Source organism: Nioella nitratireducens (assembly GCF_001879715.1).
Taxonomy (GTDB): domain Bacteria; phylum Pseudomonadota; class Alphaproteobacteria; order Rhodobacterales; family Rhodobacteraceae; genus Nioella; species Nioella nitratireducens.
The window spans coordinates 159,428-171,214 of the sequence record NZ_MNBW01000004.1; the positions used below are offsets into that span (position 1 = coordinate 159,428).

Consider the following 11,787-nt stretch of genomic DNA (forward strand, 5'->3'; position numbering starts at 1 on the left):
TCGCTAGTGTGTCAACAGTTTCCTCGGGGCGCCGGGGCAGTCTTGGGAGGGACAGGATGACGAAAGCTGGGGACGGAACGGTCGGCAAAGCCTTGGACGTGCTGGATTCTGTCGCCGCGTTCGGTCGCCCGGTAAAATTCTCGGACCTGCTGGACCAAAGCCCCCACCCCAAGGCAACGCTGTATCGTCTGCTGCAAACCCTGACGAATCAGGGAATGCTGACCCATGATCCCGATACCGGCAGCTACACGCTGGGCCTGCGGCTGGTGAAGCTGGCGCATTCGGCATGGAAACAGGCGACACTGGCCACGGTGGCGCGGCCTTACGTGGATGTGCTGGCCGCCAAGGTGGGCGAGACCATTCACCTGGCCCAGATGGAATCGGGGCAGGTTCTGTTCGTCGACAAGCAGAAGATGAGCGACCGGTTCGAAACGCTGGCCCAAACCGGGCTGGTGGCGCCGGGATATTGCACCGGGGTGGGCAAGGCGATCCTTGCCTTCATGACGCCGGAACGGCGCGAGCGAGCGTTGAAGCAGCAGCATTTCCTGAAATATACGCCCGCGACCCATACCAGCGTCGACACGCTGCTCAAGGAACTGGACCAGATCCGCGCCGAGGGCGTTGCCTTCGACCGGGAAGAACACGAGGCGGGCATCATCTCGATCGCCGCGCCGATCATGACCAATGGCGGTCGGGTCATCGGGGCGATTTCCATCGCCACATCGACCACCCGCCATTCGCTCGACAGCATCCGCGCGTTTCAGCCGGACCTGCTGCAAACCACACAGAAAGTCGGGGAAGAGGCCACAGCGTGGCAATTTCCCACCGTCAATTGACGCCATCCGGGGAGGACCAAGGCCATGTCAGGCGTATCGCTGAACAGTGTCATCAAGAAATATGGGGATGTGCAGGTGGTCCACGGCGTGGACATGCAGATCGAGGACGGGGAATTCTGCGTTTTCGTTGGGCCTTCGGGCTGCGGGAAATCCACCTTGCTGCGCATGATCGCGGGGCTGGAGGAAACCACCGACGGCGTGATCCAGATCGGCCCGCGCGACGTGACACGGGTGGACCCGTCGGAACGCGGCGTGGCGATGGTGTTTCAGACCTACGCGCTCTACCCTCATATGACAGTCGAAGAGAACATGGGCTTTGGCCTGCGCATGACCGGCCATCCCAAGGCCGAGATCAAGGCCAAGGTGGCCGAGGCGTCGCGCGTGCTGAAGCTGGACGATTACCTGAGCCGCAAACCCAAGGCCCTCTCGGGCGGTCAGCGGCAGCGGGTGGCCATCGGGCGCGCCATCGTGCGCGGGCCGGAAGTGTTCCTGTTCGATGAGCCGCTGTCCAACCTTGACGCCGAATTGCGGGTCGAGATGCGGGTTGAAATCGCACGGCTGCACAAGGAAATCGGGGCGACGATGATCTACGTCACCCACGACCAGGTCGAGGCAATGACGCTGGCCGACAAGATCGTGGTGCTGCGCGATGGCCGGGTGGAACAGATCGGCAAGCCGCTGGACCTGTATAACGACCCCGAAAACCAGTTCGTGGCCGGGTTCATCGGCAGCCCGGCGATGAATTTCTTTTCCGGAACGGTGGCCAATGGCGCGGTGTCAGTGCCCGCGCTTGGCGGTCAGGCCCTGCCCGCCCCCGCCTCGGCCAGCGACGGCCCGATCACCGTCGGTGTGCGCCCGCAGCGGTTGCGGCTGGCCCAAGGCGACAGCCACGAGGTGGACCTGTCCGAACAATTGGGCGGCGTGGCCTATCACTACCTGATCGCCGGGGATGGCACCCGGATGATCGTCGAAGCGCATGACCAGAGTTCGCCCCAATCGGGCAGCCGGGTCGGCATCAGCGTCGAGGACGGCGAAGCCCTGTTCTTCGACACGCAAAGCGGCGTCCGCCTGCGCTGAGCACGGGCGAAACGGACGGCGGGGGCTGGGCGACCTGCCGTATTCATCCTTGCGACTGGCCGGGCTCTGCACAAGGGTCCGGACGCGTCCGTTTCGGGGGCTCGCGGCCCGACGGGCGGCCAGTGCCCCCCGGCTGTCGCCCGGCGGCCGCCCCCGAACATCAGTCGGTCACTGCGCGTCTGTCACCCGCGCGTCACGAAACCGACGTCAGGCTGTTACGGAACCTGAGTAACGCATCTGCATTCGCCCCAGCCGGGGTGCTGAAACTCAAGAGGTTCTCAAATGGCGCTGACTCGTCGTTCCGTTCTCAAGCTGTCTACGGCCGCACTGGCCGCCCCCGTCGTTCTGCGCGCAACCGATGCGCTGGCCACCTCGGGCACCGTTCGCGTGCTGGCGTGGCAGGATTACATCCAGCCCAATATCGCCGAGCGCTTTGAAGCCGAAACCGGCATCACGCTGGACCTGACCACCTTTGGCTCGAATGACGAAGCAGAATCGACCATCCGCTCGGCTGGCGGTCGCGGCTTCGACATCGTGTTCCCGTCGATCACCAACTCGGCCAGCTATGTCGACGAGAACGGCGACAGCTATTTCGCCGAAGTTCCGGCCGACGTGAATGTCGATGCCGTGATCCCGTCGTTCCTGCGCGACTCGGCCGGTCTGGGCGGCATGCATAACGGCCAGCAAATCCTGCTGCCCTTCGACTGGGGCACCGAAGGTATCACGCTGAACCGGGCCGACCTGGCCATCGAAGATGCCGACCTGTCCTATTCCGACCTGTTCCGCGACGAAACCATCGGCAAGGCCGCGTTCCGCCAGAAATCGGTGATCATGGGCGTGGGTCTCTACCTTGACGCTATCGGTGAAGTTCCGTCGAACCGCATGCTGGACGTCTATCGCTCGGAAGACGACGCCCGCCGCGTCTGGGGGGCAATCGTCGAATGGATTGTTGCCCGCAAGGAGCATTTCGGCGCCTTCTGGAACAACGCAACCGAAGCCACCTCGGCCTTTACCGAAGCCGGTTGTATCATCGGCCAGACCTGGGACACCACCGGCCTGCTGCTGAACCGCGACAACGCCGATTTCGTCTACCGCGCGCCCAAGGAAGGCATCATCACCTGGCTCGACAGCTTCGGCATGCTGCGCCAGGCCGCCAACCCGGAACAGGCCGTGGCCTTGATGAACTTCCTGTTGCAGCCGGAAGTGGGCGGCATGTTCGCAAACAACACCGGCTACAACTCGGCCGTGACCGGCGCTGCCGACTACGCGTCGGACGAGTTCCGCCGCCAGTTCAACGAAGTCTACACCACCGACGTTCTGAACAACATGTGGTGGTGGCAGGCCGATACCCCCTTCTTCGCTCCGATCCGGAACGAAATGGTGGAAATCATCACCAACGCCTGATCCGCTGGCGTCCGGGTCCGGGGGTCTTCGCCCCCGGACCCATTTCCATTTCCGAAACCCATGCCGGGGCGGCACAGCCCCAAGAGGCCCCATGCAAGGCAATGACGTTGCGCTCGACGGGGTATCCGTCACCTATTCCAACGGGTTCACGGCGGTGCATCCGACCGACCTGACGATCCGTCCGGGCGAGTTCTTTTCCATTCTCGGCCCCTCCGGCTGCGGCAAGACCACGATCCTGCGCGCCGTGTCGGGCTTTGTTCAGCCGTCGGCGGGGCGCATCCTGATCGGGGGCGACGACCAGGCCGGCAAGGCGCCCAATGCGCGGCCGACCGCCCTGATTTTTCAGAACCTCGCGTTGTTCCCGTTGATGAGCGTGCGCGAAAACGTGGCCTTCGGGCTGGAGGCACGCCGCATGTCCAAGCGGGCCCGCCTCGCCAAGGCCGAAGAATTGCTGGACCTCGTTGCGCTGGCCGACCAAGGGTCGAAGAAGCCGGGCGAATTGTCGGGCGGTCAGCGCCAGCGGGTGGCCATTGCCCGTGCTCTGGCGGTGGAGCCATCGGTGCTGCTGCTCGACGAACCGCTTTCGGCGCTCGACCTGAAGCTGCGCCAACATATGCGGACCGAGCTGCGCGGCATCCAGAAAAAGACCGGGGTGACCTTCATCTACATCACCCACGACCAATCCGAGGCGCTGACCATGTCGGACCGGATCGCGGTGATGAACGCAGGCAGGATCGAACAGGTGGGCACCGGCGACGAAGTCTATTCACAGCCCCTGACGGCCTTTGCCGCCACCTTCGTAGGCGAAGTGAACGCGCTGCCCGGCACCATCACATCGCGTGAGGGTGGCTTGGTGCGCATGGACACCGCGCTTGGCCAGATGATCGCCCGCAACCCGACCGACATGGCCGAGGGCAGCAAGGCAATGCTGTTCGTGCGGCCCGAGCATCTGCGGATCGACACCGGCAATCTTGTCAACCGGATCGAAGCCACGCTGGAGCGCCGCGACCTTGAGGGCGCGTTCCTGACCCTGCACCTGAGGGCCACAGCCACCGGGCAGCCGCTGGCCGCCCACATGGTCAACACCGGCGCGCCGCTGCCGCAAGGGACCACGAGCGTCGGCTTCCTGCCCGAGGCGGCGCTGGTCCTGCCCGAAGGCCCGGTGGCCAAGACCGGTGGGGAACACGCCGCATGACCGCGCTTCTCCGCACCTATGGCAAGGCGCTGACGGCGGTCTTTGTGGCGGCGGTTCTGGCGTGGGGGCTGGCGCTGATCATCCTGCCGCAGATCACCATGGTCGAGCGTGCGTTGACCCCGCCTGCCCGCGATCTGGACAGTTCCATCGCCGCCACCCTGCGTTTTGATGCCAATACCTGCCGCTCGGTCCTGACGACCTATCCCGAGGATGACGCCCCCGCCCCCGCCGACACTGGCGGGCTGGCCGTGCCCTCGCCCGGCGCCATGGCCGTGCCCTCGTCCAGCACCATGGCGGTGCCCTCGGCAGGCGGCATGGCGATCCCGTCTATGAGCAACAATTCCCCCGCCGGTCAAACGCGCCCCTATATCCTGCAATGCGACCGCGCCACGACCCATGTGAGGTTGGTCCGCGAAGCCGGCGTCGAGGAATATCTGGACGAGATCTATGACCTGCCGCTGGTCTTTGTCGACGAGACCGCGCCGCTTGCCGACCAGATCGACCAGGCCGCCGCGCTGGCCGAGCTTGGCAACACGCTCTACCGCGACCTGTTGGAGCGCGAATCCAACGCCCCGGCCTTTACCCTGTCGAATTTCCGGGTGCTGATGGCCCCCCGGCTGATCCCGCTGAGCGACGAGATGCGAGCCACAGAGGATCGGCTGATCTCGAACCGGCTTTACGATCTGATCGGCCTGCGCTTTGAACAGGACGGCGCGCTTTACGAGCGGCTTGGCCTGACCAACCTTGTGCGGACGTTGATTTTTGCCGTGATGGCCACTGGTCTGTCACTGCTGATCTGCTACCCGATTGCCTACAAGGTGGCGCTGGCCACGCCTGCCGACAAGGTGGTGTGGCTGATGCTGGGCCTGATCATTCCCTACGCGATTGTCGAATTGATGCGCGTCTATGCCTGGACGACGATCATCGACAATCGGGGCCTGATCAACTCTTTACTGCTTTGGCTGGGCGCGATTGCCGACCCCATCCAGTTCACGCGGATGCCCGGCACGGTCTTTGTCGTGATCGCCTACACCTACGTGCTGTTCATGGTTTTCCCGATGTTGAACGTGATGTCGACGCTGGACAAGAACCAGATCGAGGCGGCTCGGGACCTGGGCGCGCGTGCGCCCCGCGTGCATTGGCGGGTGATCATCCCCCATGCCAAGCCCGGCATCGCCGTGGGATGCATCGCCACCTTCATGCTGTCGGCGGGGGCCTTTTCCGTGCCCCGCATCATCAGCAGGGGTCTTCAGGCGGAATGGTTCAGCCAGACGATCTACAACAAGTTCTTCGAGTCCGAGAACTCCAATGTCGGGGCGGCCTATTCCTTTGCCTACACCATCGTCTGCTTTGCGCTCGTCGCGTTGTTCATGTGGCTGATGCGCACGCGGCTCAAAGATTTCGCGAGGGCCCAATGACCTCCAAACGTCTTCTCTCGGCCTATACATGGCTTTTCCTTGCCTTCATGTTCGCGCCGCTTCTGCTGATGATCGTGACCTCGTTCAACGACACGTCGCCGCCAAGCGTCACGGATTGGCAAGGTTTCACGACCAAGTGGTATCGCTTCTTCTGGATGCCGGTCGAGGATCTGCGCGCCGACCCGGTTCTGCGTATTCTGGACCGCGACCGATTTGCCCAGTGCTTTGGCAATTCATTGACCGTGGCGGGGGTGGTCGTGCCGCTGTCGCTGCTGCTTGGCCTTGCCGGGGCGGTGATGCTGACCCGCTGGCAGTCGCGTTTCAACTCGGTCCTGTGGTGGGTGCTGCTGTCGCCCATGCTGGCACCGGGGATCGTGCTTGGGCTGTCGGCGCTGGTGTTCTGGGGCCGGGTCGGGGTGAACGGGGGGCTGTTCACCATCATGATGGCGCAAGTGACGTTCATCGCGGGCTATCCGATGCTGATCCTGATGGCGCGGCTGCAACGCCAGCCCGTGGAACTGGAAGAGGCGGCGCTGGACCTTGGCGCATCGCCCTGGCGGACCTTCCGGCGGATCACCCTGCCCTTCCTTGCGCCAGCGCTGTTTTCCGCTGCCGTGATCGCCTTTCTCGCCTCGATGGAAAACTACAACACCACGATGTTCGCAAAGGGCGGCGCTTGCACCTTCGCCACCGAAATCGGTGCGATGGCGCGCAACCCGAACGGCCACCCGCCGGTGATCAACGCGGTCGGAACGATCATCATCCTCTTGACGGTGGCCTTTGCCGTGGGGCACGCCCTGCTGCAAAGAAAGGAACGCCCCGCGTGATCATCGCCCGTTGCCACCCGGCGCTGAACGACCTGCTGCCGCCGCCGATCCCGGCGGCGCGCGCCCTGCCCGGTTGGCTGCGCGAGATGCCGCAAGAGGTGGCGAGCGAGACACTGGGCGGCGCGACGGTGCGCACGCTGAAGCATTGTCCGCCTTTCATCGACGCGCTGTCGCTGGGGCTGGTGATTCCGCTGCCCTGCGACCTGTATGTGCGGGATGGCGCGCTGAGCTGGGACTGGGATTTCCCCACCATCACCGACGCGCCGATCACCCGCGCGCCCGTGGGTGTGCATGTGCCCGAGCAGGCCACGGGAGTGCCGATTGACCTGGCGGGGCAAGTCGCGGTGAAATTCACCAATTACTGGACATTGGAAGCGCCGCAGGGCTGGGATTTGCTGTTCACCCATCCGCTCAACCGCGCCGATCTGCCCTTTCAGACGCTGTCCGGTGTCGTCAGCGGCGACCGATTCAGCCACGGCTATGTGCATTTCCCCGCCCTGTGGACCGATGCGGCGTTTTCAGGCGTCCTGCCCAAGGGCACGCCGGTCGCGCAGGTCATCCCGGTGCCCCGCGCGCAGCCGGGACTGTCGGTCGAGACCATGAGGCCCGAGGACGTCGCCGAAAGCCGCCGCGTGCAAGAGGCGCTGCAAGCCGCCCCCGGTGTCTATCGCAAGAGCTATCGCGCCTGAGGCAGGCGCAGGGGCAAGGTGCCTTTCGCCACCCGCGTCAACGCCTTGAGCGCTGCGGGTCGCAGGGTCGGGTCGGCCAGCATCCGGGCGCGCAGTTCCTTGGCATCCTCGCCGCGTTCGCAAGCCACGCGATAGGACATCGGCAGGGTCTCGCGATCCTCTGGCAGATGGGCCAGCGCCGCGGCGCAACCCCGCCAATCCGCCATGCGCAGACGCAGGCGCGCAAGGTTGCGCCACGCATCGGCATCGTCGGCACCGAGGGCCACCACTTTGGCAAAAGCGGCCTCCGCGCCGGGCAGATCCTCGACCACATCCATGCGCAGCCGCCCCAGTTCGAACCACGCATTGACGTGGCGCGGATCGGCGGCCACCGCCTTTTCCAGCCATGGGGCCATCTCGCGCCCCTTGCCCTGCATTTCCAACACTTTGGCAAGGTTGTAGAAGACCGGCGCCGACGCGCCTTTGACAGCGGCCTTGCGCAACAGGGCCTCGGCCCCTGTCCAATCCTGACGGGCCAAAAGACGGGGAAGCTGGGCGAGCATGGTCATCCCGCAGCTCATAACGCAGCTTTGTGACAGGCGCACGTCATGAAACTGTGAAATTCCCGTGCCATGAGGGCACGATAACCCCTTCGGAGTCCCCGTCCATGACCGACCTCTTCTCGGCCCCCGGCCGTTTTTATCGCGGCAACCTGCACACCCATTCCAACCGCTCCGACGGGGCGTTGACGCCGGAAGAGGTCTGCCGCCGCTACAAGGCGGAGGGCTATGATTTCATCGCGCTCACCGACCATTTCATCGGGGCCTATGACTACCCCATCGTGGACACAGCCGGATTTCGGGACGCGACGTTCACCACCATTCTCGGGGCCGAGGTCCATTCCGGCGCGATGCGCAACGGCGAGCTGTGGCACATCCTTGCCGTTGGGCTGCCCGCCGATTTCGAGCCCCCCCACGCGCCGGGCTTTCGTCCCGTCGACGGGCAGGAAACCGGGCCGGAACTGGCCGCGCGCTGCCGCGAGGCCGGGGCCTTTGTTGCCGTGGCGCATCCGCAATGGTCGGGCCTGACGCTGGACGACGCGCGCAGCATCGAAGCCGCCCATGCGGTCGAGGTCTACAACCACGGCTGCGCCACCGGCTGTGACCGGCCCGATGGCTGGCACACCGCCGACCTGCTGTTGTCCGAAGGCCGCCGCCTGACCGCGATCGCCACCGATGACGCCCATTTCACCGAGCCGGACCATTTCGGCGGATGGGTCATGGTGAAAGCCGAGGAAAACGACCCCGAGGCGCTGCTGGAGGCCTTGAAGGCGGGGCGGTTCTATTCCTCGCAAGGGCCGGACATCCGCTCGGTCGCTGTCGAAAACGACAAGGTGGTGGTGGAATGCACCAGCGCCGCAGCCGTAATCGTGCAGGGCCATGGTTCGGCTGCGACGGCGACCCATGGACGCTCCATGACGCGGGCCGAGGTGCCGATGGCACGGCTCGCAGGCTCGCCCTGGCTGCGGGTGACGGTGGTGGACGCCGCCGGAAAACGCGGCTGGACCAACCCGATCTGGCGTTAGACGTCCCCGGCCCCGGCCTCGCCCCGCTGGCGGGGCCATCCCTTTCGCGGGACACGGGCAGAAAGCGCTCAGTAGATATACCGGATCTGGTCGGACCAGAAGCGTTCCATCCGCTTGAGGGAATGGGTCACCTGATCGATTCCGTCCGGACCAAGCACGCCGCGGTCCTCGATTCCTTCGGCGTGGCGCGCGAAAAGGTCGGTCACGACCTGCCGCACCTCGCGGCCCTTGTCCGTCAGCCGCACCCGCACCGAGCGGCGGTCAATCTCGCAGCGTTGATGGTGCATGTAGCCCATCTCGACCAGCTTCTTGAGATTGTAGGACACGTTCGACCCTTGGTAATAGCCGCGCGATTTCAATTCGCCCGCCGTCACCTCATGGTCGCCGATATTGAACAGCAGCAGCGCCTGCACGGCATTGATGTCCAGCGTGCCAACCCGCTCGAATTCATCCTTGATGACATCCAGCAAGAGCCTGTGCAGCCGTTCCACCAGTGCCAGCGTTTCAAGATAGCCCGGCAGGACACCATGCCGGGACGATTCCGCTAGGGGGCTGTGCACACTCATCTTGGTCTCCGCAACTCTGCTTGCCGGGCAGAGTTGCCGATAAGTCCAAAGAATGCGTTAAGCGCCGCGCGGTTTTTCCCGGTGCGCGCCCTAGCCGATCAGTTTCGCAGCCGCGCCATCGGCCAGATCGCGGGCGAAGGCCGCCATGTAGGCAGGGGCTGGTTGCTGCCCGCTGACCCATTGATAGAGATCCTGATCCTCTTCGTTCAGAACCCGCTCGAAAAGGTCCAGCGCCGCATCATCGGCGCCGTCCAGATGGGCGTCGGCCCACCCCCCCAACAGCAGGTCCATTTCCTTGGTGCCCCGATGCCACGCGCGCATCCGCAGGCGCTTGATCCGAATCTCTCGGGTCTCGCCACTCATGGGCGATCCTCTTCCTTTTTCAGGGTCAGGCGCAGCCGCTTTTCCAGACGGCCCATGCGTTCGCCCATGCGGGCATGTTCTTGCCGCATCTGGCGCAGATCCAGCAGCACCTGCTTCAGGTCGCCTTCCACATCGGTAAAGTCGGCCTCGTCCGGGCCAGTGCCCTCGCCGGTCAGCAGCCAGCGGATCGAGACGTTGAGCAGCCCCGCCACCATTTGCAGCTTGTTGGCGCGCGGCTCGCTCCAGTCGTTTTCCCACGCCACGATGGTCTTGAGCTTGACACCGAGACGGCGGGCCATGTCCTCTTGGGTCAGCCCAAGCGCATCGCGCGCGCCAGCCAGACGATCGCCGAAAGTGGCGGTGTCATCGGAGAACCAGTCGTGGCTGCCCGGGTCGCCGGTTTCTTGCGTGGTATCCGTCATCATCGCTCCTCTTCCGGGACGTCTAGCCCCTTGATCGTCAGGCGAGGCGACCCTAAGCATGGGTTCGCCCGATGTAAACCGGACGATCTGTCCGGCCTGAAACTCTGGAGAACAGAAAATGAGCTTCCTGTCCGATACGCTGGCCCGTGTGAAACCGTCTCCGACCATCGCGGTCTCGACCCTCGCAGCCGAGCTGAAGGCGGCAGGCAAGGACGTGATCGGCCTCGGGGCTGGCGAGCCTGATTTCAACACCCCCGAGAACATCTGCGCCGCTGCGAAAGCGGCCATTGATGCGGGAAAAACGAAATACACCGCGCCCGATGGTATTGCCGAGCTGAAACAGGCGATCTGCGACAAGCTCAAGCGCGACAACGGGCTGGATTATACCCCAAAGCAGGTTTCGGTCGGGACCGGCGGCAAGCAGATTCTCTACAACGCCCTGATGGCCACGCTGAACCCCGGCGACGAGGTGGTGATCCCCGCCCCCTATTGGGTCAGCTACCCCGACATGGTGCTGCTGGCGGGCGGCGAGCCGGTGATTGCCGAAGCGTCGGCCGACAATGCCTACAAGCTGACCGCCGACCAGCTGGAGGCCGCGATCACGCCGAACACCAAGTGGTTCATCTTCAACTCGCCGTCGAACCCGACCGGCGCGGGCTATACCCATGATGAACTGAAGGCGCTGACCGACGTGCTGATGCGTCACCCCCATGTCTGGGTGATGACCGACGACATGTATGAATATCTGGTCTACGACGATTTCGAATTCGTGACGCCGGCCCAGGTGGAACCGGGGCTTTACGACCGCACGCTGACCGTCAACGGCGTGTCCAAGGCCTATGCGATGACCGGCTGGCGCATCGGTTATGCCGCGGGGCCTGAACAACTCATCGGCGCGATGCGCAAGATCCAGTCGCAGTCCACGTCCAACCCCTGTTCGATCAGCCAGTGGGCCGCGGTCGAGGCCCTCAACGGCCCGCAGGACTACATCGCCATGAATAACGAGATCTTCAAACGCCGCCGCGACATGGTGGTCGATATGCTGAACGCGGCCAAGGGCATCACCTGCCCGACGCCCGAAGGCGCGTTCTACGTCTACCCCTCGATCGCGGGCTGCATGGGCAAGACCACGCCGGGCGGCAAACTGATTGAAACCGACGAGGATTTCGCCACGGCGCTGTTGGAAGAAAACGGGGTGGCCGTGGTCTTCGGCGGGGCCTTTGGCCTTAGCCCCAATTTTCGGGTGTCCTACGCGACGTCGGACGAGAACCTGAAAACCGCCTGCGAGCGCATTCAGGCGTTCTGCGCGGCGCTGACCTGACCAAGAAACGCTCCGGCCCTGCGGCCGGGGCGTTTCTTCTTGGCCCCCTGGCTCTTCTTCTTGGCAAAAATACTCCCGCCGGAGGCCCTGCGCCGAGGAAGGCTC

Annotated in this window: 13 protein-coding genes; 9 read left to right on the forward strand and 4 right to left on the reverse strand. The window is 64.4% G+C overall.

Going from position 1 to position 11,787, the window contains the following annotated elements; translation table 11 throughout:
• Positions 1–56: 56 nt before the first annotated feature.
• The 7 genes from BKY27_RS05060 to BKY27_RS05090 all read left to right on the forward strand — a co-directional run bounded on the left by BKY27_RS05060 (position 57) and on the right by BKY27_RS05090 (position 7,446).
• On the forward strand, positions 57–836 hold the full coding sequence (locus BKY27_RS05060) for an IclR family transcriptional regulator (protein ID WP_071673355.1): 780 nt from the start codon (positions 57–59) through the stop codon (positions 834–836).
• Positions 837–860: 24 nt separating this feature from the next.
• A complete protein-coding gene (locus BKY27_RS05065; RefSeq protein WP_071673356.1) occupies positions 861–1,913 on the forward strand; it encodes an ABC transporter ATP-binding protein in 1,053 nt (350 codons plus the stop codon).
• Positions 1,914–2,195: 282 nt separating this feature from the next.
• The gene (locus BKY27_RS05070) at positions 2,196–3,317 is read left to right on the forward strand and encodes an extracellular solute-binding protein (RefSeq protein ID WP_071673357.1); all 1,122 of its coding nucleotides are present in this window, start codon (positions 2,196–2,198) and stop codon (positions 3,315–3,317) included.
• A 91-nt stretch (positions 3,318–3,408) separates the two neighbouring features.
• A complete protein-coding gene (locus BKY27_RS05075; protein WP_071673358.1) occupies positions 3,409–4,512 on the forward strand; it encodes an ABC transporter ATP-binding protein in 1,104 nt (367 codons plus the stop codon).
• The gene (locus tag BKY27_RS05080) at positions 4,509–5,930 is read left to right on the forward strand and encodes an ABC transporter permease (RefSeq protein ID WP_071673359.1); all 1,422 of its coding nucleotides are present in this window, start codon (positions 4,509–4,511) and stop codon (positions 5,928–5,930) included. The genes BKY27_RS05075 and BKY27_RS05080 overlap by 4 nt, the downstream gene beginning before the upstream one ends.
• A complete protein-coding gene (locus tag BKY27_RS05085; protein ID WP_071673360.1) occupies positions 5,927–6,757 on the forward strand; it encodes an ABC transporter permease in 831 nt (276 codons plus the stop codon). Before BKY27_RS05080 ends, BKY27_RS05085 begins: the two co-directional genes overlap by 4 nt.
• A complete protein-coding gene (locus BKY27_RS05090) occupies positions 6,754–7,446 on the forward strand; it encodes a hypothetical protein (RefSeq protein ID WP_071673361.1) in 693 nt (230 codons plus the stop codon). Before BKY27_RS05085 ends, BKY27_RS05090 begins: the two co-directional genes overlap by 4 nt.
• Here the strand turns inward: BKY27_RS05090 and BKY27_RS05095 are convergent.
• Positions 7,434–7,994: a tetratricopeptide repeat protein gene (locus BKY27_RS05095; protein WP_146636176.1), complete on the reverse strand. Its 561-nt coding sequence runs from the start codon at positions 7,992–7,994 to the stop codon at positions 7,434–7,436. The two genes, BKY27_RS05090 and BKY27_RS05095, sit on opposite strands and share 13 nt — an antisense overlap.
• Positions 7,995–8,092: 98 nt before the next feature.
• On the opposite strand from BKY27_RS05095, the gene BKY27_RS05100 reads away from it, so the two are divergent.
• Positions 8,093–9,010, forward strand: coding sequence for a PHP domain-containing protein (locus BKY27_RS05100; protein ID WP_071673363.1), 918 nt, complete (start codon positions 8,093–8,095; stop codon positions 9,008–9,010).
• Positions 9,011–9,078: 68 nt separating this feature from the next.
• On the opposite strand, the gene BKY27_RS05105 is transcribed toward BKY27_RS05100, so the two are convergent.
• The 3 genes from BKY27_RS05105 to BKY27_RS05115 all read right to left on the reverse strand — a co-directional run bounded on the left by BKY27_RS05105 (position 9,079) and on the right by BKY27_RS05115 (position 10,361).
• The gene (locus tag BKY27_RS05105) at positions 9,079–9,576 is read right to left on the reverse strand and encodes a MarR family winged helix-turn-helix transcriptional regulator (RefSeq protein WP_071673364.1); all 498 of its coding nucleotides are present in this window, start codon (positions 9,574–9,576) and stop codon (positions 9,079–9,081) included.
• A 90-nt stretch (positions 9,577–9,666) separates the two neighbouring features.
• Entirely contained in the window at positions 9,667–9,939 is a 273-nt protein-coding gene (locus BKY27_RS05110) for a succinate dehydrogenase assembly factor 2 (RefSeq protein WP_071673365.1), read from the reverse strand.
• The gene (locus tag BKY27_RS05115; RefSeq protein WP_071673465.1) at positions 9,936–10,361 is read right to left on the reverse strand and encodes a helix-turn-helix domain-containing protein; all 426 of its coding nucleotides are present in this window, start codon (positions 10,359–10,361) and stop codon (positions 9,936–9,938) included. The genes BKY27_RS05110 and BKY27_RS05115 overlap by 4 nt, the downstream gene beginning before the upstream one ends.
• Positions 10,362–10,479: 118 nt before the next feature.
• Here BKY27_RS05115 and BKY27_RS05120 point away from each other — a divergent pair, with 118 nt between their 5' ends.
• Entirely contained in the window at positions 10,480–11,682 is a 1,203-nt protein-coding gene (locus BKY27_RS05120; RefSeq protein WP_071673366.1) for a pyridoxal phosphate-dependent aminotransferase, read from the forward strand.
• The last annotated feature ends 105 nt before the right edge of the window (positions 11,683–11,787 follow it).